The organism is Oceanobacillus alkalisoli (assembly GCF_021556485.1).
Classification (GTDB): domain Bacteria; phylum Bacillota; class Bacilli; order Bacillales; family Amphibacillaceae; genus Oceanobacillus; species Oceanobacillus alkalisoli.
Genome location: NZ_JAKGBW010000016.1, coordinates 1 through 21995, shown reverse-complemented (window position 1 = coordinate 21995; position 21995 = coordinate 1). Strand labels below are relative to the sequence as shown.

Sequence of the window (21995 nt, the reverse complement as noted above, 5' to 3'; positions counted from 1 at the left end):
CCTAACTGTTCTTCGTCTCATCCTCCACGGTCGGATAAAAGCCGTGATTTTCACCATAGATTTTGTTATATCTTTGTTTAAACTTATCAAATAGATATTGAACAAGAACTTTTAAGATTGCGTATCCCGGAATACCTAGAATCACCCCGACGACACCAAAGAGGTTACCTGCTACGAGTAAGACGATAATAATCGTGAGCGGATGAATCTGCATGGTGCGTCCCATCACGTTCGGTGAAACAAAGTTCCCTTCTAAAAATTGGACTGCAGCCCAAACGATTGCAAGTTTAAGCAACATGAATGGTGAGTCGACAATCGAAATGATGATTGCAGGAAGAATTGCGATCGTCGGTCCAAGATATGGTACAACAGACGTCACTGCTGCAATAATTGCGAGTGTGAGTGCATAAGGCATGCCGATAATTAAATAACCGATATATAAAAGAATCCCGATACAAGTCGCAACAATAATCTGGCCCTGGATGTAGGAACCGACCTGTGTATCCATATTATGAAGAATCTTGTGCATATCTTTCCGGAAAGATGGTGGCAGCAAGGTCAAGAAATAATCTTTGAATCGTGCTCCGTCTTTCAATAGAAAGAAGAGAATAATTGGGAATGTTACAATCGCAACGACAATATTCGTTACGGTAGAAGCAACAGTCTGGACACTTTCAAAGGCGCTGATTACATATCCGCCAATAATGCTCGGCAGATTACTGAAATTATTTACAACCCAGTTATACCCTTCTTCATAATAAGGCGCGAGGAAGGAACTCTGGACCCAATCCGTAATCGTCGCTCCGAGCTGTGCAAGGTAGTTCGGGAAATTTTGCCCTAAATCTTTAATTTGCTCTTCAATCAATGGGGCTGTCAGTAGAACAACACCTGTTAAAATTCCAGCAATCGCAAGGATTAGAATGATAATTCCCCAAATCCGTTTTATCCGTAATCGTTCAAGTAAATTCACAATCGGATTTAGCAGATAGAAGGCGATGAATGCCAAAATTAGTGGCGGGGTTATCGTTGAAACAATAACGAGTACCGGATAAAACACATAAGAAACTCGATCGTAAATGAAAATGGTAAGTCCAATCAGCGATAATAACGCAAAAAGAAAGAATAAATTTTTACCGCCAATAAATTTAATGAATTTGCTTGTCTGCCTCATATGCTACCCCTTTTTTCCGTAGACTTCTACTATTTCTATTGGTGAAGAAACCTCATTTTAATGAAGTTTCACTTTATTAAATCTTATACTCTTAGTATAAGATAAATCACGCTTAAAAAACAGTATCAATTCGCTGCCAGCCCTTTATTTTTCTCTTTTTGCTTCTTAGAAATATACATCGTAAGAAAAGCAACAACGACAATTAGTCCGCCGATATATGGATTTATCTCCACGCCTACTTGGTCAATCGAAATTCCGCCGATGAAGGAACCAAAGGCGATACCGAAGTGAAGAGCTGAGTTGCTGATGCTGATTTGCATATCGGCCGTTTCTGGAGCTGAATCCATTAAATAACTCTGCATCGGGGGTGTCACCGACCAACTCATTAAGCCCCATAAGATGAGTACAACAATAAATAACGGCACGATGGATGTTGTATGGGAAATGGCGAAAAGCATGGCAGCATAGATTGTGATGAAGAATAGAATTACGCGCGTATTTCCGAATTTATCTCCCATTGTTCCACCGAAAGCTCCCCCACTCACCGCAGCAAGTCCAAACAGAAGATACACGATGCTGATACTATTTTCCGTAAGTCCCATCGTCACTTGAACAAATGGTGTCAAATAAGCATATAGCACGGCATGCCCTGAAAGCATGAGAAAAATGGTCAGATGGGCAAAGAAGACTTTTCGGTCCTTAAGCGAAAGGAATTGTTCCTTAATTGAACTGACCGGACGTGGAGCAACCCGTTCCATAAAGAAATGCACACCAATCATACTAATGACGGTGAGAATGACAATCATGAGAAAAGGGGCACGCCAGCCGAAGAGGTTACCGAGACTTAGTCCAATCGGCACTCCTAATACGAGGGAGGCACTCACACCCATGCTCACGATTCCAATTGCCCGCCCGCGGTATTTTTGTTCGACAATATTCGCAGCGAGCACAACGCAAAGAATGATTAAAATTGAACTGCTTGCAGCAGAAATAATTCTTCCGATAAAGAGAATACTATAAGATGGACTAATTACTGCAAGGATGTTCCCGAATAAGAAGACGGTTAAAGAAATCAATGCTAACCGTTTACGCTCCACTTTTGCAGTGAGAACGAGCAGAATCGGAGCAGTTATAGCGAATGTTAACGAGAAGATTGTAATAAGCATTCCCGCCGAGCCAAGACTCACATCCAAATCTTCCGCAATCAGATCGAGAATTCCCCCGATAATTAGTTCAACCATTCCGACGACAAAAGATACTGTCATTAAAAAATAAACACGTTTATTCATGATGTAACGACCTTTCTAGTGTAAATACATGTACTGCCGATCAATAGAGTTTCACTTTATTATTCTACGTGCTAATCGTTAAATTCACAAGGTTCGAGCAGAAAGAGGAAAAAGCGTGTAAAGTTTGTTATAATTGATGTACCTCAAGTTTTAAAGGGAGGACAACGCGTTGAGTACAGAAGCGAAATTACAAAAAGAAGCAATGCACATGTTAAAGCTGACTAGCAGAACATTTTATATACCAATTAAATTATTAAAAACCAAGCTACGAAAAACAGTTGGCGCAGCTTATTTATGCATGCGTGCCATTGATGAAATTGAAGATCATGAAACAATGCCGAAAGAAACGAAAATCTTTTTATTACGGAAAATAGCTGGACTATTGCGGTCTAAAGAAGGATTTGACCGGGAAGCTTTCGAAGCATTGATTAAGCCATACGACGAATTACCGGAAGTGACCCACCGGCTTGCGGATTGGATCGAAGTTTGCCCGGCTGAGATCATCGGGAAAGTGATGGAATCGACAAGCATCATGGCAGACGGAATGGCAAAATGGGTTGAAAAGGAATTTATTGTAACAACAAAAGAAGAATTAGATGAATATACGTATTTTGTCGCTGGCCTGGTCGGGGTAATGCTATCCGATATTTGGAACTGGTATGATGGAACAGAGACCGATTATGACTTGGCGATTGGCTATGGCCGTGGCTTACAAGCTGTGAACATGCTAAGGAATCAGGATGAAGATGCCGAGCGGGGCGTCCGTTTCATTCCGGATGGCTGGACGCGTGCGGATATGTTTGACTATGCTCGGGATAACTTGGCCAAGGCGGATGAATATATGGAAGATCTAGAGACGAAGAATATCGTCCTCTTCTGCCGGATTCCACTTGCTCTTGCGAAAAAGACACTTCAGGCAATGGATGAAGGTCATGAGAAGATGACTCGGAACGAAGTGGAAGATACCGTGGATAAAATTTTAAAAGAAGAAGCATAAGAAAAAAGCTGCCACTCCTGAAGAGAAGAGGCAGCTTTTTGTTGCATAGAAAACGCTGGAAATCTGGCGTGCCCCAGTTTGTACGTCGCTAACCAGGCGCTTGCGCCTTTGAACTGTGGATCAATCCTCTGATTGCAAGTAAGATAAAGATACTTTCAAGTTCGCATTCTTTTCCCGAATCCGGTCGAGCAGCACTTTATCTTTCGTTTCATATTTCGTCCGGATGGCATACGTGTACATAATCATCGTACCAAGGTTTGTCGTCTCCACCTGGCGTAAGTGATGGGAGAGCGTGAACTCCGCGAACACATCATCCAGCAGATTTTCATGATTCAAGTTCTCCGGAACCGTCACTTTTAGAATTTGAGTATCTTTGCCTTTTCCGTAATTGATTTTATGAAGAATATAAAATAAGATACTTGCGAAAAATGTCAGGATGATGGCTAACTGGAATTGATACAATCCACTAGTCATCCCGACGGAAAGCCCAAAAAAAATATAGGCAATATCTTTCGCATCCGTCACGGCACTACGGAAGCGGATCAGGGAGAAGACCGCAAATAAACCAAACGCAACCCCGGCATTTCCGCTCACCACATTCATAATAACCGACACGACAACACTCATAATAATAATCGTATGCACGAAATTCTGAGAATAACGCTCACCTGAAAAGGTCATTTGATATACAAGTGTAATGATAATACTTAAAACTGTTGTAAGTGCCATTGCGGCTAAACTGAGCACCAATGTCGTTTCTCCGCCATCTACTGAAAAAAACTGATTGATCATATCCATCTTACATTCCTCCTATCCGAACTGTTTCCCGAGCGGTTCCGGCGGGTGGTTCGATATCATGTAATAATTCCATACTCGTACAAAACTTGGAAGCACTGCGCTGTTTACAATCGAGCTCTTGCAAAATGCGCGTAAGCCACAGCGGCACACTGTCATTTACCTTGACCTCAAGCACAACCAGATTTTCATCAATGAATAAATCTCCGTAAGCACCATTCGCTAGCTGTAAATCGCCATCTCTGCAGCGCAAATTAAAATCAAAGGTCATTCTTAAGTCCGCATCGTCTTTATGATGCAGGGCATGTCGGTCATAACTGACGACCATTTCCGGTTCTAAATGATACAAATTTCTAAAATAATCGATTTCGCGTAATACTTGCAGATTGGAAGTCTCGAACGCTTCCAAATCTTGATTGGGAAAATAAATGTAACGATAGGCTTCAGCCAAGGGAAGGCGCATCCGCCTTTTATTCACTACTTTTTTATGTTTCTGTTTCACTTCGAAAAATGCCGTGCTCTCCATATCCGCATCATCATACACGCGTAACCGCAGTTTTTGCCGATATTTTAATTTGTTTTTCGTCTCATAATAAATCGTCCGGTCGTTACTTTCGAAATAGAGACTCGTCACGGTGTATCTTCCATTTACACCAAACGTATCCGGTCGCATGTAGGGAGAGATTCTGTCTACTAATTTTTCGTACTGCTCCGTTGTAATTAAATATTTCTGCTCTTTCCTTCTAAAAATTTCGATTGCCATGTTCTTCCTCCTCCTTGCAATCTAATATTAGCCGCAGGGAGTAAGAGCGTGCTGTGAGGAAGATGAGAAATTGGTAAGAATACGTTGATGAATTGTTAATGTAAATTTACATTTGATTTCCGAGTTGAGGTCCTATTGGACAGATTTTGTAGTTATGCGGCTTATTTATCTTAGAGAGCGGCCCTATTGGACAGATTTTGTGGTTATGCGGCTTATTTGTCTTAGAGAGCGGCCCTATTGGACAGATTTTGTGGTTATGCGGCTTATTTGTCTTAGAGAGCGGCCCTATTGGACAGATTTTGTGGTTATGCGGCTTATTTGTCTTAGAGAGCGGCCCTATTGGACAGATTTTGTGGTTATGCGGCTCATTTGTCTTAGAGAGTGGTCCTATTGGACAGATTTTGTGGTTCTCCGGCATTTTTGTCTTAGAGAGTGGTCCTATTGGACAGATCGTGTGGTTCTCCGGCATGTTTGTCTTAGAGAATAGTCCTATTGGACAGATATAGCACTTGTCCTCTTAATCAGTCTAATAGAACACTTCAATCGAATAGAACGGGCAGTTTTCCCCAAATCTCGTTGTTTATTACGTTCTCTTTCACTAATCCTTGTCACCGAACTGATGTAAAAGCGGGATATCCAAGAATTACTCTTGAATATCCCGCTCGTATTAAAAACATTGGAAAGATTGGATTTGATTAAGGTCGATTCCGAAATATACCCAGCGGTTCCCCCGCCAGCGGAAACCAGCAATCGAATTCCTTCCGACAAAGGTCGGATAGAACCAGAATTGATCTCTTCTCAACCAAATATAAGTGAAGCGGAATAAACAGCCGCGAATGCCACCTGGATCAACGGCAAAGGTTTGCACCTGACTTTGCTGTGGGGTGAAATTCGGCGGTGGAGCGGAAGGTGGTCCTGCCTGTTGTTGCCCTTGCCCAGGGAATCCGCCCGGTCCTCCAGGCCCACCAGGTCCTCCAGGCCCACCAGGTCCTCCAGGCGGCCAGCCGCCTCCCGATCCAGGACCCCATTGGCCCCCAGGAAACCCTGGTGGTCCAAACGGTGGAGGAGCTTGCTGTCCGCCGCCGAAGAATGGTAAATTCCCCGGGAAATTGAATAGTCTCTCTTCATCATACTCTTCGTACTCATGTCCATGCTCATTCTCATATGGGTATTGATACGGATCATACGGATTATGATTCATTCGTTCAGCCTCCTAAACATACTCTTCCATTCACTATATGGTGAAAACGTCTAGAAGGGGATTGAATTTCCGAAGAATGGGCGGGCAGAATAAAAAATAAATGTTGACCCTCACGTTACGTGATACCTTATAGTAAAAAATGAAAGGAGGGAGTTAGATGAAAGTGAAAGAAGTGGCTGATCTCGTCTGTATTAGTGTGCGCACACTCCATCATTATGATGAGATTGGTCTACTCACACCTGACGAGGTGACGGAAGCCGGTTACCGGATTTATTCGGAGGAAAATCTCGAGAACCTCCAGCAAATTTTATTTTTCCGAGAACTTGGCTTCCCGCTGAAAAGGATTAAGGAAATAATCCATGACCCGTCCTTTAATAAAACAGAGGCCCTTAAACTTCATAAAAGCATGCTTATGAAGAAGCAGGAGCAGCTGAATCAATTAATCGATACGATTGATAAGACGTTGTTAAATATGAAAGGAGAAAGACAAATGTCAGATAAAGAAAAATTCGCAGGCTTTGACTTCAGCAGTAACCCGTATGAAGCAGAAGCAAGAGAGCGCTGGGGTAACAAAGCCGTAGACGATGCCAATACAAAATTGAATGAAAAATCACAGAAAGAAATGCGGCAATTTCAGGAAGCGTTTAATGAAACCTTTCGTAGCTTGGCTGAAGTGCGGCATGAAGACCCTACTGCAGCAATTTCCCAGGAACGCATCCATGAATGGTATGTACTCTTGAACTCGTTCGGCAATTATTCAAAAAAAGCATTTAAAGGACTTGGCGAGATGTACATTGCGGATGAACGCTTTACGAAAAATATCGACCAGTTCGGAGAAGGATTGGCAGTGTTTATGCGGGATGCGATGGCTGTGTATGCTGAAGGGTTGAAGAAATAAGGACAAAAAAGAGCGAACCGGATCCCGAACCAGAAGTTAGTTTTCTACTCTAACTCTTGGGGGGTCACCACCTCCGTCGCTCCTTTTTTAAGAAATGAGTAGTTGTGTCTTATGAATAAGTTCTCTCCAAAGCGAAAAGGTTTATATCCCTTTACAATTTTCCACATTTATGCTAAGTTAGCGTTAACAATTAAATATATTCTATTCGTTTCACTAGGGGAACCCTTCATAAGGGCTGAGAGAGAAGTAGGACTTCGATACCCTCATAACCTGAACAGGCTTGTACCTGCGTAGGAAATGTGGCAAGGACAATTTGTATTTGAATTGTACTTTTATTAGAGATACATATCTAAAACAAAACCACTTTCCATGCAGGAGAGTGGTTATTTTTTTGTGATTAAATAATCCAATATTCTCCAAAAAAAGAATAGAGGCAATAAGCTCAATATCGAGACATTGGAGGGGAGTAAATGAAGCTAATTGCTGTAACGGATGATAGGTATTCCATAAAGGAACTTGCTGAAATGATTATTGCTATAAAAGACGAGGTTGATTATGTGCAAATTCGTGAAAAGTCCAAGACTGCGCGCTCGATTATGACCTTGCTCGATAGCCTGGAGTCAGGAGGTATGGACAAGGCGAAGATTTCCATCAACGATCGGTTAGACATTGCATTATTAAAAGGCATCACGAATCTGCATCTGCCTGAACATGGTCTTGCGGTAAAAATGGTGAAAAAGTTGTATCCGCACTTACGAGTGGGTTGCAGTGTGCACTCGGTTGCAAAAGCAAAAGAAATGGAAAGAGAAGGAGCGGATTATGTGATATATGGACACTGTTTTGAGACAGATAGCAAAAAGGGAATCCCGCCGAATGGACTTGAAAATCTAATCCGGATAAAGAAGGAGTTGGAAATCCCTGTTTATGGAATCGGTGGAATTACCCTTGAGAAGACAGCGGTTATGAAGGAAACGAGGGCAGACGGTATTGCCGTGATGTCAAGTATTTTCCAAGCAGCTCATCCGCGTTTCGTATTAAAGGAATTTCGTGAGGCGATTTCATGTTAAAGAAAACGTATGAAACAGTTGTTATCGGCGGCGGGATTATTGGTTGTTCAATTGCTTATTATTTAGCAAAAGAGAAGATGGATATTGCGGTAATGGAAGCTGGAAAAATCGGCACAAAAACAACCAGTGCTGCGGCAGGCATCCTGGGAGCGCACTCGGAAATTAACGATGATTTCTCCGTGTTTTATCCTTTCGCAAAAGCGAGTCAAGCTGCCTATATCGAATTAAAGGAGGCGTTATATGAGCAAAGCGGAATTGATATTGGTTACCGGGAAGGCGGGATATTGAAGCTTGTTTATTCACAAGCAGAGAAGCAAAACTTCAACTACTTACTCAAACAGCACACAGTGGAATGGCTTGATGAGCATCGGGTCAAAGAACTGGAACCAAGCATTAGCTCAAATGTTTTGGGGGCAACATATATTCCGGATGATGTGAATGTCCTTCCAGATCAGACGTGCCATGCCTTTATTAAAAGTGCTCAAGCAAATGGTGCATCTTTTTTTGAAAATAATCAGGTGTTTGAAATTGTGAATAAGGGCGGGAACTATCTGGTGAAAACGGCACAAGGAGAAGTAGAAGCCAAATATGTAGTTCTTGCCACAGGAGTGTATGGGAATAATTTATTCCATCAACTAGGTTTGGCGGAGAGAGTATCGCCAGTAAAAGGTGAAAGCCTTATCGTTTCCCATGAACAGCAGTTACTGAAGCATACATTATTTCATAATGGCAGCTACATTGTGCCAAGAAATAATGGGAAATTTATTATCGGTGCAACGATGATGGAAAATGACTGGAGTCATACGGTTAGTCTGAAAGGGGCAGATTTTTTAATTAAAAAAGCAAAGAAGATGCTCTCGTCTGCAGGGAAATTCACGATTGAAGGGGTGACGGCAGGTTTAAGACCAACAACATTTGACAGGCGCCCTTTTATTGGAGTTCATCCAGAGCAGGAAGGAATTTTCATAGCTACCGGCCATTATCGAAATGGGATTTTACTTGCACCGGCAACTGGACAGATGATCCGTGACTTTATTTTGGGAAAAGAAGTGGAGAGTAAACTGACCGAGGCATTTCGCCTAGATCGCCGTCAGCATATCATTGTTTAGGGGGTGAGAGAGATGACATTACAAATTAATGGGAAACAGGTGGAATTACCGGATAATGTAAATTCCGTAAAGAAGCTGTTATTGCATTACAAGTTGGAATCCCGGATCGCTGTTGTCGAGCTAAATAAGGAAATTGTGAAAAAGGAAGAATATGAAAAACGAAAACTTGTAAATGGGGATACGTTAGAAATTGTACATTTTATAGGAGGTGGATGATTTATGTTGAAAATTGCAGATCGCACATTTCGATCACGACTTTTATTGGGAACAGGGAAGTATCCGTCCTTTGAAATACAAAAAGAAGCTGTTTCGGTATCGGAGGCAGAAATTTTAACATTTGCTGTCCGGAGAATGAATATTTTTGAAGAAGGACAGCCAAATTTCCTCGAACAGTTAGATTTAGAAAAGTATACCTTGCTGCCAAATACAGCAGGGGCGAATACGGCAGAAGAAGCTGTACGGATTGCAAAACTCGCAAAAGCTTCCGGTTTATGTGACATGGTTAAAGTGGAGATAATTGGAGATGCGCGGAGCCTTCTGCCGGATCCGGTTGAAACGTTAAAGGCGTCAGAGATTCTTCTTGAAGAAGGCTTTATCGTTTTGCCATATACATCTGATGATGTGGTATTAGCAAGACGTTTGGAAGAGCTTGGGGTACACGCGGTTATGCCTGGGGCAAGCCCGATTGGTTCGGGCAGGGGAATTATTAATCCGCTAAACTTGCAATTCATCATTGAACAATCCAAGGTTCCTGTAATTGTTGACGCGGGGATCGGATCGCCTAAAGACGTTGCCCATGCAATGGAAATTGGTGCAGACGGTGTGCTGTTAAATACTGCCGTGTCAGGTGCAAAGAACCCCGTTAAAATGGCTGAAGCTGTAAAATATGCGCTGCAAGCTGGCAGATTAGGATACGAAGCGGGAAGAATTGAAGAAAAGGACTATGCGGTGGCAAGCAGTCCAACAACAGGAATGATTGGTTCATGAAGACCCGTTATTCACGGCAGGAGTTATTCCTTGGAGAAACAGCACAAAGAAAAATTAGAAATGGCAGGATCCTGATTATCGGGGCAGGGGCACTTGGTTCAAGCAGTGCGGAAATGTTAGCCCGCGCCGGTGTCGGTAAAATTACGATTGTTGACCGCGATTATGTAGAATGGAGCAATTTGCAAAGACAGCATCTTTTTGCAGAGGAACATGCGGAGCAAAGAATCCCTAAAGCAGCCGCGGCAAAACAACGCTTAGAACAAATCAACAGCCATATTACGATTCATAGTCTGATTTGTGATATCCACGGTTTAAACATTGGAGAAATTGTAAAAGGGCATGACCTCATCATAGATGCATCGGATAACTTTGAAATCAGATTGATTGCAAATGATGCGGCAGTCAAGCAAGGTATTCCTTTTGTCATGGGTGCGTGTGTTGCAAGCTACGGGACTACCTTTACAGTACTTCCTGGAGAGACACCGTGTCTACATTGCCTGTTCAATCATCTGCCGATTGACGGGATGACTTGTGAAACCGTTGGCGTAATCAGCCCCATTGTCCAAATCATTACAGCATTACAAGTAACGCAAGTGTTAAAAATACTGACTGGAGCACCAATAGAGCCAATTCTGAAGTCGGTAGATGTCTGGAAGGATGAACGGGCAGATATTGATGTATCGCGTTTAAAAAATGCAGATTGTCCAACTTGTGGATCTGGCCCGACTTATCCTTACTTGCAATATGAAAACCAGACGAAATCCGAAGTGCTTTGCGGCAGGGAAGCGGTGCAAATACGGCCGGCAGCAACCAGGGAGTTTATATTGCAAACATTTTTAGATAAATTGAAAGGTCTTGTGGGCAATCCAATCATAAATCCATTCCTGTTGTCCTGTGAATTTGCGGGCCATCGCATCGTGTTTTTCAAAGATGGACGAGCGATTGTGCACGGTACCAATGATTTGAGAATTGCGAGAACAGTTTATAATCGATTTTTACAGTACTATACAGATTAATCACTTTAAAAAAGGAAGGAAAAAACCGCAATGGAGATACTTCCAAATCTAACAAATCCTGAATTGCTCCATCTTTATAAAAAAATGTGGCTGATCCGGCATTTTGATGAAAAGATTGATGAGTTTTTTCGAAAAGGAATCATGCACGGTACAACGCATTTATCAATTGGTCAAGAAGCGACTGCGGTGGGTGCATGTGCCGTATTAACGGATGAAGATAAAATCACCAGTACCCACCGTGGGCATGGGCATGCGATTGCAAAAGGCGCTCGAGTGGATAAGATGATGGCTGAAATGTTTGGGAAGTCGACTGGTTACAGCAAGGGAAAAGGCGGATCGATGCATTTTTCGGATTTAGAAAAAGGGAATCTTGGATCTAACGGAATCGTTGGTGGGGGAATTCCGATCGCGGTCGGAGCTGCCCTTACAGCGAAGATGAAAAAGCAAAAGGATGTGACGATCAGTTTTTTTGGAGACGGAGCAACGAACGAAGGAAGTTTTCATGAAGCGGTTAATTTGGCGTCAATCTGGAAATTGCCAGTTATTTTTTTCTGTGAGAATAATCAATACGGTATGTCCAGTCCGATTGATGAAATGATAAATATTGAACATATTGCGGAACGGGCAGCATCTTATGGCATTCCTGGTGTTATTGTGGACGGAAATAATCTCGTTGAAGTGATGAACGCGACTTATGAAGCGGCCGAACATGTCCGAATGGGGAAAGGTCCTATTCTAATTGAGGCAAAAACATATCGCTGGAGAGGACATTCCAAAAGTGACAAAAGAAAATATCGTTCACGGGAAGAAGAAAGGTTCTGGCAAACACGTGATCCAATTAAACAGTATGAGGGATACTTAATAAATAAAGGGATTTTGACAAGAGAAACTGCGAAAAAAATCAAGTTGGAAGTAAGACAGATAATGGAAGCTGCCGTTGAATTTGCCAAGAGGAGCCCAAAACCATCTATTGAGGAGCTGTACACAGATGTTTATGCATAGGAGGTAAGTGGTTTGTGGATGATAACCTATTCAGAAGCAATCAGGGAAGCAATATCTTTGGAAATGCAAAGAAATGAGGATGTTTTTTTAATAGGGGAAGATATCGGTGTATATGGAGGTGGCTTTGGTGTAACGGAGGGATTGCTTGCAGAATTTGGTGCTGATCGTGTCCGTGATACGCCAATTAGTGAGTCAGCAATCATGGGAGCTGCAGTTGGCTCGGCATTGACTGGCATGCGCCCGATCCTTGAACTGCAGTTTTCCGATTTTATTACGATTGCAATGGATCAACTCGTGAACCAGGCTGCGAAATTACGCTATATGCATGGTGGAGAAGGACGGGTGCCGCTCGTGCTAAGGGCTGCAAGCGGATCGGGAACGGGTGCGGCTGCTCAGCATTCCCAAAGTTTGGAGGCATGGGTAGCACATATTCCCGGGTTAAAAGTAGTCCAGCCTTCTACAGCATTTGACGCCAAAGGCTTACTGAAAGCAGCGATTGATGATGATAATCCTGTAATCTTTTATGAGCATAAGCTGTTGTATAAAACAGAAGGAGAAGTGCCTAAAGAGCAATATTCAATACCTTTAGGAAAAGCGGATATTAAGCGCGAAGGTACGGATATAACGATTGTGGCAACTTCTGTGATGGTGCAGCGAGCGTTGATAGCAGCGGCTAAGTTAGAAAGAGAGGCGATCAATGTAGAAGTGTTGGATCCAAGAACGCTTGTACCACTGGATGAAGAAGCAATTATTGCATCCGTCAAGAAAACAGGGCACTTACTCGTTGTCCATGAAGCAGTGAAGCGTGGTGGATTTGGTGGAGAAATCGCCAGTATCGTTGCTGAAAGCAGAGCATTTCATTCCCTTAGAGCTCCCATTAAACGACTGGGAGGCGAAGCGGTGCCGATTCCGTTTAGTCCAGAATTGGAGAAGGCAGCGGTTCCGCAGGTGGAGGATATTGTTCAATCAGTGCAGAAAATGCTGGGTGTAAAAATGACATGCATTTGAAGTAGTTAACTGAGAAAATATAAATATCATTCTATCGAATCAGAAGTGAAATGTAAAAGATGAAGGGGCGAACGAGCTTTGTTATCGCCCACAGATTATCGACTATAAAAAATGCCGACCTTATACTGGTAATGGATAAAGGAAATATTATGAGCAAGGCACGCATGATGAGTTATGGGAGAAAAAAGGTTTTTACGCAAACTTATATAACAGCCAATTCTCAAACAAACCAGCGATACAGGAAACGTGCGAGAGCTCTATTTTAATGAATTATTCGTCAGGAAAGGTTCATCTATCAGATCGCATTTTTGCTTTAAATCCACTTTTGTTCGGGAGAGTTTTTCTATAAGATAACTTCACGGATTTAAAATGTGGTGTGTCTTATCGAGTATCCCTATCAAGTCATAATTGCTGGGAAACCATTTGATAAAATATTTTGTTTAACTTATATAATAACAAGGGAAAAGCCGAATGCACCGTATCATTCGGCTTTTTCTATTAAAAATAAATCTATTATTCACATTAAAAATCGATGTTAGACTTTATTAATTTTTGAGATAAGTGGTATGATAGAAAGAATACAACTAAGGAGGAGACAAAATTGATAGAAAAGACAGCTAATAACACTCCATTGCAAAATGATGTGAATATGCTTGGAAATATACTAGGCGAGATATTAGTCCTCCATGGTGGTAAAGCGTTATTTGATAAGGTCGAAACGATTCGAAAAATGACGAAAAGTATCCGGAAAAAATTCGATAAAGATTTATATGCGGAACTGAAGCAGGAAATCAGCAACTTACAACCACCAATGAGGCAACAAGTAATTCGGGCATTTTCTGTTTATTTCCATCTCGTAAACGTGGCGGAGCAGAATCACCGGATTAGGCGCAGACGCCAATATCTACTCGAGGAAGGGACAAGTCAAGCCTTCTCACTGGAAAAGGCAGTCACCAAAGTAAAGGAATATGATCTGAATGAGGAAGAAATCCAGGATGTTTTAAATGACTTATCGATTGAACTGATCATGACGGCTCATCCAACCGAGGCGACAAAGCGAACGGTCCTGGAAAGTCAAAAACGGATATCGGAGAACCTTCGTAAAATAGATAACCCGCTTATCACCGATTGGGAGAAGGAAGCAATTGAAGACAGTCTATTCAACGAGGTAATGGCATTATGGCATACCGATGAATTAAGACACAGGAAGCCGGAAGTATTAGATGAAGTGAAAAACGGCTTGTATTACTTTAACCACGTCCTGTTCGATACACTGCCTGATGTTTTCTGGGAATTGGAACTGCAACTGCGGGATCAAGTAGCAGAGAAAGAATGGCAAGTGCCGAACTTTATCCGCTTCGGTTCCTGGATCGGTGGAGACAGGGACGGGAATCCGAATGTAACGCCAGAAATCACTTGGACGACACTTGAAATGCAACAGCAGCTTATTTTAAAGAAATATGAAGCTTCCATTACGAATTTAATGAGAAGGTTCAGTCAATCTACCGAACGCCTAGTTATCGAACAAGAATTCATCGAAAAGGTAGAAGCTGAGGAGAAAGAATACTTAGAAAAAGATGAAAAATGGCGAGTGAAATCCGAAGTCTATCGACGTAAATTTGCTGTTATTTTAAAACGTATCAGAGAAAAAGGGAAATCAGTCTTAGGCTATACCCGTGCAGAGGAATTAGCTAGTGACCTGAAGGAAATCAAAAAAAGTGTAGAAAAACATTTACCAGAAAATGGAAAACTAAAAGCGATTCGCAAGCTTATCCGCCAAGTAGAGATGTTTGGTTTCCATTTGGCGACACTGGATATCCGGAATCACAGCGGGGAACATGAATCAGCAATTGCAGAGATTTTAAAAGTAGTCAAACTCGCTGACGATTATTCCAATCTTACGGAAACCGAGAAACAAGCATTCTTGTATAAAATATTAGAAGACCCAAGACCATTACTGCTTACAGACGATAGATATTCCAAAGCGACACAGGATATGTTACGCATATTCAAAATGATTAAGCAGGCACATGAAGAATTTGGCAAACGTGCGATTGAAGTTTATTTAATTAGTATGACAGAATCTCCAAGTGACTTACTGGAAGTCCTTGTACTTGCTAAAGAAGTTGGACTGTACCGGATCAATCAGGACGGAACAGTAGAAAGTGATTTGGACGTCGCACCACTACTTGAAACAATTGATGATTTGAAAGCAGGTCCGGAGATCATGCAGACCTTATTTGAGGCAGACGTTTACAAAAAACAACTGGAAGCACGTCACAATCATCAAGAAATTATGCTGGGCTATTCCGATGGAAGCAAAGACGGTGGAACGCTAAGCGCGAATTGGGAATTGTTTAAAGCACAAAAAGATATCCACCGTATGGCACGAGATTACGATATTCATTTGAAATATTTCCACGGACGCGGCGGCTCACTAGGCCGTGGAGGCGGTTCACTCCATACAAGCATTCTCTCACAGCCAGTGGAAACACTTGGAGACGGTGTGAAAATTACGGAGCAAGGTGAAGTACTTTCCTCGAGATATTTACTTGAAGACATCGCCTACCGAAACTTGGAGCAAGCAGCTTCTGCTTTATTTGAATCAAGTGCCAAAGTTGCGAGCGCACCGGATCAGATGGAACTGCGTAAAAAAGAATGGGAAACAGCGATGGAAGTCATGTCAGAGAAATCATTGGAGAAGTATCAGTCCCTTGTATTCGGTGATCCAGATTTCCTGACCTATTTCAACGAAGCGACACCACTCGCGGAACTCGATGCATTAAATATCGGCTCTCGTCCGATGAGCAGAAAGAACAGCCAGCAATTCGAGGACTTGCGTGCAATCCCATGGGTCTTCGCCTGGACGCAGTCGAGACACTTACTCCCGGCTTGGTATGCAGCAGGTACAGGCTTACAAGCATTCATTGACCAGGACGAAAGCAACTTAGAAATCCTGCAAACGATGTATAACGATTGGGCTTTCTTCCATGCAACGATCAACAACTTGCAAATGGCCTTATTGACAGCTGATATGGGAAGTGCGAGAGAGTACCTAGAATTAGTGGAAGACCCAGAAGTGGCCAAGCGGATCTTTAACAATATCAAGGACGAATATAAACGCACAAGAGCAGCATTACTGCAAATTACCGGTAATGAAGTGCTCCTCAGCCATTCGCCAAATATTAGAGAATCCGTCCACCTCCGTAATCCATATGTTGACCCGCTAAACATATTGCAGGTCGATTCCATCCGGAGATTAAGAGCGACAGAGAATCCTTCCGAAGAATTGAAGACGGACGTGCTCTTGACGATTAATGGTGTTGCGGCAGGTTTAGTTAATACGGGTTGATTAGAAGAAAAGTAAAATAGTAAAATAGCGGACTGAAAGAAACCAGCTTGACTGTTATAAACAGTTAAGCTGGTTTTTCTATAAAATTATAATGAATTCGTGGATTTATTACTAGATTACACCCTTGTCTCTTACGCAAAACCTATAAATGAATAGACTAATATTGAATCTACAAATAGGAGGTGATTTAGAATGAGCCGTAGAAAATGGAATAATGCAGATGAATTTCTGTTCGGAAGAAATGTTGCGGATACCAATGACACCAATTTTGTTGATTCATTTGGCTTTAACGGAAATGAAAATGATGTAGAAACAATTGTTTCACCAACGGAAACAGTTGTTAACCCAACAACGAATCGGCGAACCATTCGAAAAGTACACCCTACCCATGTGATAAATCTTAATAAAAATATAACGAGGGTTGAAAACTTCTACCCAGTCACAGAATCAACGAAAAACATTAACTCCGTTGAGGAATATGATTGTGGAAGTGATCTTAGAAATCCATGCTGCCGACCGGTAAATAGATGTAACAAAGGACACTGCTAAACTGGACTAAATTATCTTTCCAAAACAATGTCGTTTATTATAATCCCCTTTTACGACATGTTATAAATGATAGAAATATAACAGCGCGAAGATCGTTCTCTGTTTAATAGAAAAAGTCCTACTCTGTATGCAACAATCTACAAATTCTTGCTTATTGAACTTACTGTATCTGTTAAGTGGTCACTATCCTATCAGGGAGAAGTGACCACTATTTAAAATATTAGATATACGTTGTCCTAGTTATGCAAGTGGAATTGAAAACCGAATAACCGTCCCTTTGCCAAACTCACTTTCTACTTCAAGCCCTTCACCATACAATTTAATCAACCGGTGATGGGTATTTGCTAAGCCGACACCTCTGCGGTTTCTCTGTTTTCCATCCAGGATATGCGATATTTTATCTGCAGCGATTCCAATCCCGTCATCCGCAATCAGTACTTCATATCCCGCTTTATTTTTCGTAATCTGAACGGTTACGGTACCGCCTTCGATTTGGTTCAAGACCCCATGATTAATGGCATTTTCAACAAGTGGTTGAATGGAGAGGGGAGGGAGTTCAAAGTCTAAATCCGTATCTACATCCCATACCACTTTCAGTCTATCGCCGAATCTTTCCTGTTCGATATATACATACGACCGGACTAAATCAAGTTCATGTTCTACCGATACGACGGATTCTGTGTTGCTGCCATCAAAACTATTCCGTAAATAGTTTCCAAAATGATCGAGCAGATTAACCATTCGGTCCGTATCGATTTCACTTAAAGATGCAATCGTGTTCAGCGTATTAAACAAGAAATGTGGATGAATCTGGGCTTGAAGCCAGGCAGCTTCCATCCGCAGTTGTTCTCTTACGGACTGTTTTAATCGAGCGAGCACTTCTACACGGGATTTGAACTCCAGGGCGACAACGGGCTTTGCCACATAGTCATTTGCTCCTGAAAGAAATCCTGTCTGGATATCCTCCGGGTTATTCCGAGCCGTCAATAATAAGACAGGCAGTTCCGATAGAGAAAACAACGAGCGGATTTTTCTAGTTAATTCATAACCCGACAAATTCGGCATCATGACATCGGAAATGACCAAATCGAAGTCCTGTTCATTAACGATGTCTAATGCTTCTGCTCCGTTGGTGACCGTATGCACCTCATATGCTGTTTCAAGCATCTCACGCAAGATCTTTAAATTTACAGGGTCATCGTCGACAAGAAGGATACGTGCATTGTTTTCTTGCTTATTTTCGGATAGGCTGGCTGTTCGTGATTGTTCTTCTGCCTCTTGCTGTTCAATAAAGAAATCATTAGTTTCGAAAATCGCCGCAGCCTCTTTTTCTGACGGATCTGCGAGAGGAAGCGTAAATGCAAAGGTAGAACCTTTTCCCGGCTCTGAATCTGCCGAAATAGTGCCTCCGTGTAATTCAACGAGCTGCTTACAAATGCTTAGTCCAAGCCCGACGCCACTTCCAATCGATGTTATGCTGGCATCTTCTTGTTCATAAGGCTTGAAAATGGTCTCCTTTGTTTCCTGACTTAATCCTATCCCGGTATCGATAATGTAAATTCTAGCCATATTGTCATCCGTTGCTGCATCAACTGTAATTACCCCGTCGTTTGTATACTTGATCGCATTGTGAACAAGGTTGAATAAAATCTGGATCAGGCGGTTTGGATCTGCATTGATATAAGGGAAGGTATCAGGGATGTTGATCTTAAACTGTATATCTTTACCTTCCATCATGAAACGAAGCATATCAAAGACAACATTGGTGGCTGAATAGACATTCACCGCTTCTTTTTGCAATCGTATTTGTCTTTCCTGCAACCGAGCGAAATCCTGCAGGTCATTCAGTGTATAGGCCATCCGGTGACCGACGCTGACAAGAAGTTCCAGATTCTCTCTGTTTTTCTCCGTTAAAGCTTCTTCCTTATCATCAAGTATCGTTTGCGCGATATTAATGAGTCCGTGCAGCGGGTTGCGCAGTTCATGGGATGTATTCGCCAAGAATTCATCCTTTTTCTTATCTTCCTGTTCTAATTTTTCCACCAATTCGACAACTTTCTGGTTTTGCCGGTAAAAACGTCTGAACCAAAATACCGCGAATCCAAGAAATGCGCAAATGTAATCGAACGGATAAAAAGGGATTTCAAATGAAGTCAGCGCTTTAATCAACCCCCAAATAATGCCGGAAGTTGTTCCGACTACAACAATCGCTATAAAAATCGACTCATCCCTGAACTGGAAATACTCCTTCAATGCTAACGGAACAACGGCGATAAACGAGATGAAATATAGGGCAAAGAACGTGATATTTACCTGGATAAGAATATCTAATGGAAGCACTACAATCAAAAGAGCACTAATTCCATATAGAATAGTTAGCCAGCGAAAACGCTTATGTTCCGATGTCATTCGCAATAAATTTCTCATAATCTGCACAAGAAAGAATGCTGCTCCAAGATAAATCAGTTCTTTAAACTTAAAGGACCATTCATAATTGAATTGCATCCACTCCATTGCAGCACTGTTGTAGGTGAGCAGCTCATCGATTGCCGGGAATAGAAAGCCGACAGCAAAGAAAAGAAAAAATTTATTTTTGGAAATAAAAATAAAGATAAGAAGACTATATAGGCTATGCAGAACAAGAATGACCACCATGGCAATCAACAGTATATCCTCAAAGCCTTTAGACTGTTGGATTCCCTTTTCCGTACCAAATTTAATCGGATTGCCGACCGAAATCCCTGCTGCTGTATCAAAATTTGAAACTTGCAGCATCAATTCGATTTCGTGACTGTCAGGAGAGAAAGATACAAGATACGGATTACCCTGACCGACATGACCAGTTTCCTCCGCGGAAACCGTACCGGATTGCTCTTTTAAATGCCCATTCACATATAATGCAGAGGCTGTTTTTGTCGATGGCATCCGAATGGAGAGTAGGGAATCGAGATCCGTTGTTTCTTCAAGGTTTATTTTCAAGTAATAGGTCCCATATGTATGGTTTTCGCTTTTTGTTCCTCCAGTAAAATCAGTTGGTATTTTCTCCATAGAAGCATTTAGCTGCTGGGAATTCTCTAGTAATCTGCCAGGTAGAAAAATCCATTCACCGTTCAATGTAAGGGATTGCTCATCATGCAATGGATAATCGCTTAAGTCTAATACACCATCTTCAGCAATCGGCTGGTCTGTTGGCGTGTGATAGAAAAGCCATAGCAAGCGAAAAGCAGTTAAAGTAGCGAAAATGGCTAGTAGGATAAGAATGTTTTTTGTAAGTTTTTTAGTTGAAGTAGACATGATTATTTCCTTTCGGGATACTGATGTCTTGATTATAGCAGGATTTGGGAGGGAAATGTATGAGTTCATTAAACTGTTTCTCCCCCTTCGGATTGCAGATTGGTATATCAGACTATGGAAAAGGTGATTTTACTTATCAAATTTCTAAGGCGGCCGGTAATAATAGGATGAAATATTTCCCGGGAAATGTTGAGAATTGGTGAAATATTGTGTTCGGCATATTTTGTTTCTGAAAAGGCCAGCACATTGCAATTACACATATTATCTTTTGGAAGATAATGCACTCTGTAGCCGAGCCGTTTATAAAAATACCGTCAGAAAAAGGCGGCCAATATCGGCCGCCTTTTATATATCAATAAATCAATATTTAATGATCGTTTTGTTTATTTGCTCGAGCTCTTCCGCCTTTACGTCCTGCTTTTTCTTGACTCATTTTATTGGAATTATTTGTGGACTGGTTTGCTCTTGCTTCTCCACCCTTATGACCGATTTCTTCATAGAAATCTTGGTCGTGATTCCTTGCCGTTGTTTCGCCGCCTTTTTGGCCAATCTCTTGGTAAAACTCTTTATCATGATTTCTTGAAGTAGCTACTCCGTCTTTACGGCCAGCTTCCTCCACCGTCATTTTCTTGTTGTTCTGATTTTCTTTACGTGCAGTGCAGTAACCCAGGAAAGTGTTGAAATTCAAATCACTTTTCAAGGTTTCCATCACATGATTAGTAACTGCTGTAAAGTAGGGAATCCATTTCCCGTCAGCAATCATTTCTTGCTTATAGCATGCATTCCCGTTCAAGTCTATACTAAACATAGGAGCGGGATTGTTATATTTTTGTAAAGAAAGATATCAGACTTTAATATAGAAATGGAGTCAGTTGGCGGTTTAGAATATATAGCGGTTTGGCAACGGTAGTGCAATCAATCGATGTGATTTTTATGAAAATTGTTTGGAACAAAAAAGATGCTTATACACTTTGTATGTATAAGCATCTTTACTAATGGAGCATGTCGGGCTCGAACCGACGACCTCTTGCGTGCCACGCAAGCACTCTCCCAGCTGAGCTAATGCCCCGTGCAATTTGAATACAATTGCTATTATAGGACGAAACAAGAAATAATTCAAGTGAATTGTTAATGAAGCTTTTTTAAAGCTTGCGGGGGAAGGGGCAGGGTTAGGTTGCCGCTAGCAGGGAAGGCTCTTTGATTAAACATACGTTTTGTTGTTATTTTAGGACAATGATAGGAGATGCGAATTGCCAATGCTAAGTCCTTAGTGCGTTGAAGGATGAGAAACAGCTTATCATATCTTTTTCATAGTTTGTTTAGTTTGCTGTAAGCAACATAGAAATAGTATGAACTGGGACAAGAGAGTTTGTGAACTGCGCCCTGTCAAGTGGACAGTAAAAAAATAAAAATCTATGCCGCAGCCTGGTACCGATATTCTAACGGTGTTAGGCTGTTTAATTTCGTTTGGTATCGTTCTTCATTATAAAATTCCAT

18 protein-coding genes, 1 tRNA gene, 1 pseudogene and 1 riboswitch are annotated in these 21995 nt (G+C 41.7%); of the genes and pseudogenes, 12 read left to right on the top strand and 8 right to left on the bottom strand.

From position 1 onward, the window contains the following. Position 1: 1 nt before the first annotated feature. Positions 2 to 1171, bottom strand: coding sequence for an AI-2E family transporter (locus tag LZD48_RS14270; protein ID WP_235763395.1), 1170 nt, complete (start codon positions 1169 to 1171; stop codon positions 2 to 4). Positions 1172 to 1296: 125 nt separating this feature from the next. Beyond that, on the bottom strand, positions 1297 to 2460 hold the full coding sequence (locus LZD48_RS14265) for an MFS transporter (protein WP_235763394.1): 1164 nt from the start codon (positions 2458 to 2460) through the stop codon (positions 1297 to 1299). 169 nt (positions 2461 to 2629) lie between these two features. On the opposite strand from LZD48_RS14265, the gene LZD48_RS14260 reads away from it, so the two are divergent. Next, the gene (locus LZD48_RS14260) at positions 2630 to 3457 is read left to right on the top strand and encodes a squalene/phytoene synthase family protein (RefSeq protein WP_235763393.1); all 828 of its coding nucleotides are present in this window, start codon (positions 2630 to 2632) and stop codon (positions 3455 to 3457) included. A gap of 120 nt (positions 3458 to 3577) precedes the next feature. On the opposite strand, the gene LZD48_RS14255 is transcribed toward LZD48_RS14260, so the two are convergent. The 3 genes from LZD48_RS14255 to LZD48_RS14245 all read right to left on the bottom strand — a co-directional run bounded on the left by LZD48_RS14255 (position 3578) and on the right by LZD48_RS14245 (position 6216). Next, a complete protein-coding gene (locus LZD48_RS14255) occupies positions 3578 to 4255 on the bottom strand; it encodes a DUF4956 domain-containing protein (RefSeq protein ID WP_235763392.1) in 678 nt (225 codons plus the stop codon). Between the two features lies 1 nt (position 4256). Further along, on the bottom strand, positions 4257 to 5015 hold the full coding sequence (locus tag LZD48_RS14250) for a polyphosphate polymerase domain-containing protein (protein WP_235763391.1): 759 nt from the start codon (positions 5013 to 5015) through the stop codon (positions 4257 to 4259). Between the two features lie 667 nt (positions 5016 to 5682). Beyond that, a complete protein-coding gene (locus tag LZD48_RS14245; RefSeq protein WP_235763390.1) occupies positions 5683 to 6216 on the bottom strand; it encodes a hypothetical protein in 534 nt (177 codons plus the stop codon). 157 nt (positions 6217 to 6373) lie between these two features. On the opposite strand from LZD48_RS14245, the gene LZD48_RS14240 reads away from it, so the two are divergent. From LZD48_RS14240 to LZD48_RS14195, 11 genes and pseudogenes are all read left to right on the top strand, one after another. Further along, positions 6374 to 7114, top strand: coding sequence for a MerR family transcriptional regulator (locus tag LZD48_RS14240; protein ID WP_235763389.1), 741 nt, complete (start codon positions 6374 to 6376; stop codon positions 7112 to 7114). Between the two features lie 205 nt (positions 7115 to 7319). Next, positions 7320 to 7429: riboswitch (TPP riboswitch) on the top strand. Between the two features lie 155 nt (positions 7430 to 7584). Further along, positions 7585 to 8181, top strand: coding sequence for a thiamine phosphate synthase (locus tag LZD48_RS14235; protein ID WP_235763388.1), 597 nt, complete (start codon positions 7585 to 7587; stop codon positions 8179 to 8181). Continuing rightward, complete coding sequence (thiO, locus tag LZD48_RS14230) at positions 8175 to 9290, top strand: glycine oxidase ThiO (RefSeq protein ID WP_235763387.1); 1116 nt, start codon at positions 8175 to 8177, stop codon at positions 9288 to 9290. Before LZD48_RS14235 ends, thiO begins: the two co-directional genes overlap by 7 nt. A gap of 12 nt (positions 9291 to 9302) precedes the next feature. Then, positions 9303 to 9506, top strand: a complete 204-nt coding sequence (gene thiS / locus LZD48_RS14225; protein WP_235763386.1) for a sulfur carrier protein ThiS — start codon at positions 9303 to 9305, stop codon at positions 9504 to 9506. A 3-nt stretch (positions 9507 to 9509) separates the two neighbouring features. After that, positions 9510 to 10277: a thiazole synthase gene (locus tag LZD48_RS14220; RefSeq protein WP_235763385.1), complete on the top strand. Its 768-nt coding sequence runs from the start codon at positions 9510 to 9512 to the stop codon at positions 10275 to 10277. Next, entirely contained in the window at positions 10274 to 11293 is a 1020-nt protein-coding gene (locus LZD48_RS14215) for a ThiF family adenylyltransferase (protein WP_235763384.1), read from the top strand. Before LZD48_RS14220 ends, LZD48_RS14215 begins: the two co-directional genes overlap by 4 nt. Positions 11294 to 11323: 30 nt before the next feature. Beyond that, positions 11324 to 12295, top strand: coding sequence for a thiamine pyrophosphate-dependent dehydrogenase E1 component subunit alpha (locus tag LZD48_RS14210; protein WP_235763383.1), 972 nt, complete (start codon positions 11324 to 11326; stop codon positions 12293 to 12295). Positions 12296 to 12313: 18 nt separating this feature from the next. Continuing rightward, the gene (locus LZD48_RS14205; protein WP_235763469.1) at positions 12314 to 13303 is read left to right on the top strand and encodes an alpha-ketoacid dehydrogenase subunit beta; all 990 of its coding nucleotides are present in this window, start codon (positions 12314 to 12316) and stop codon (positions 13301 to 13303) included. A gap of 59 nt (positions 13304 to 13362) precedes the next feature. Continuing rightward, positions 13363 to 13652 (top strand): annotated as a pseudogene (locus tag LZD48_RS19210) (hypothetical protein); the annotation flags it as partial. A 252-nt stretch (positions 13653 to 13904) separates the two neighbouring features. Further along, positions 13905 to 16655: a phosphoenolpyruvate carboxylase gene (gene ppc, locus LZD48_RS14200; RefSeq protein WP_255771069.1), complete on the top strand. Its 2751-nt coding sequence runs from the start codon at positions 13905 to 13907 to the stop codon at positions 16653 to 16655. Between the two features lie 192 nt (positions 16656 to 16847). Beyond that, positions 16848 to 17204, top strand: coding sequence for a CotD family spore coat protein (locus tag LZD48_RS14195; RefSeq protein ID WP_235763382.1), 357 nt, complete (start codon positions 16848 to 16850; stop codon positions 17202 to 17204). A 240-nt stretch (positions 17205 to 17444) separates the two neighbouring features. Here LZD48_RS14195 and LZD48_RS14190 read toward each other — a convergent pair whose 3' ends face one another. From LZD48_RS14190 to LZD48_RS14180, 3 genes are all read right to left on the bottom strand, one after another. Continuing rightward, complete coding sequence (locus tag LZD48_RS14190) at positions 17445 to 20498, bottom strand: hybrid sensor histidine kinase/response regulator (RefSeq protein WP_235763381.1); 3054 nt, start codon at positions 20496 to 20498, stop codon at positions 17445 to 17447. 367 nt (positions 20499 to 20865) lie between these two features. After that, positions 20866 to 21306 carry a KGG domain-containing protein gene (locus LZD48_RS18940; RefSeq protein WP_310739840.1) on the bottom strand — a complete coding sequence of 147 codons (441 nt, stop codon included), beginning with the start codon at positions 21304 to 21306 and terminating at the stop codon, positions 20866 to 20868. Between the two features lie 188 nt (positions 21307 to 21494). After that, positions 21495 to 21567: transfer RNA gene (locus tag LZD48_RS14180), tRNA-Ala, on the bottom strand. Positions 21568 to 21995 lie beyond the last annotated feature (428 nt).

Bases quoted from the DNA above. Each gene is read 5' to 3' on its own strand.
- LZD48_RS14270 (WP_235763395.1), bottom strand. From the start codon at position 1,171: ATGAGGCAGACAAGCAAATTCATTAAATTTATTGGCGGTAAAAATTTA.
- LZD48_RS14265 (WP_235763394.1), bottom strand. From the start codon at position 2,460: ATGAATAAACGTGTTTATTTTTTAATGACAGTATCTTTTGTCGTCGGA.
- LZD48_RS14255 (WP_235763392.1), bottom strand. From the start codon at position 4,255: ATGGATATGATCAATCAGTTTTTTTCAGTAGATGGCGGAGAAACGACA.
- LZD48_RS14250 (WP_235763391.1), bottom strand. From the start codon at position 5,015: ATGGCAATCGAAATTTTTAGAAGGAAAGAGCAGAAATATTTAATTACA.
- LZD48_RS14245 (WP_235763390.1), bottom strand. From the start codon at position 6,216: ATGAATCATAATCCGTATGATCCGTATCAATACCCATATGAGAATGAG.
- LZD48_RS14240 (WP_235763389.1), top strand. From the start codon at position 6,374: ATGAAAGTGAAAGAAGTGGCTGATCTCGTCTGTATTAGTGTGCGCACA.
- LZD48_RS14235 (WP_235763388.1), top strand. From the start codon at position 7,585: ATGAAGCTAATTGCTGTAACGGATGATAGGTATTCCATAAAGGAACTT.
- thiO (WP_235763387.1), top strand. From the start codon at position 8,175: ATGTTAAAGAAAACGTATGAAACAGTTGTTATCGGCGGCGGGATTATT.
- thiS (WP_235763386.1), top strand. From the start codon at position 9,303: ATGACATTACAAATTAATGGGAAACAGGTGGAATTACCGGATAATGTA.
- LZD48_RS14220 (WP_235763385.1), top strand. From the start codon at position 9,510: ATGTTGAAAATTGCAGATCGCACATTTCGATCACGACTTTTATTGGGA.
- LZD48_RS14215 (WP_235763384.1), top strand. From the start codon at position 10,274: ATGAAGACCCGTTATTCACGGCAGGAGTTATTCCTTGGAGAAACAGCA.
- LZD48_RS14210 (WP_235763383.1), top strand. From the start codon at position 11,324: ATGGAGATACTTCCAAATCTAACAAATCCTGAATTGCTCCATCTTTAT.
- LZD48_RS14205 (WP_235763469.1), top strand. From the start codon at position 12,314: ATGATAACCTATTCAGAAGCAATCAGGGAAGCAATATCTTTGGAAATG.
- LZD48_RS14195 (WP_235763382.1), top strand. From the start codon at position 16,848: ATGAGCCGTAGAAAATGGAATAATGCAGATGAATTTCTGTTCGGAAGA.
- LZD48_RS14190 (WP_235763381.1), bottom strand. From the start codon at position 20,498: ATGTCTACTTCAACTAAAAAACTTACAAAAAACATTCTTATCCTACTA.
- LZD48_RS18940 (WP_310739840.1), bottom strand. From the start codon at position 21,306: ATGTTTAGTATAGACTTGAACGGGAATGCATGCTATAAGCAAGAAATG.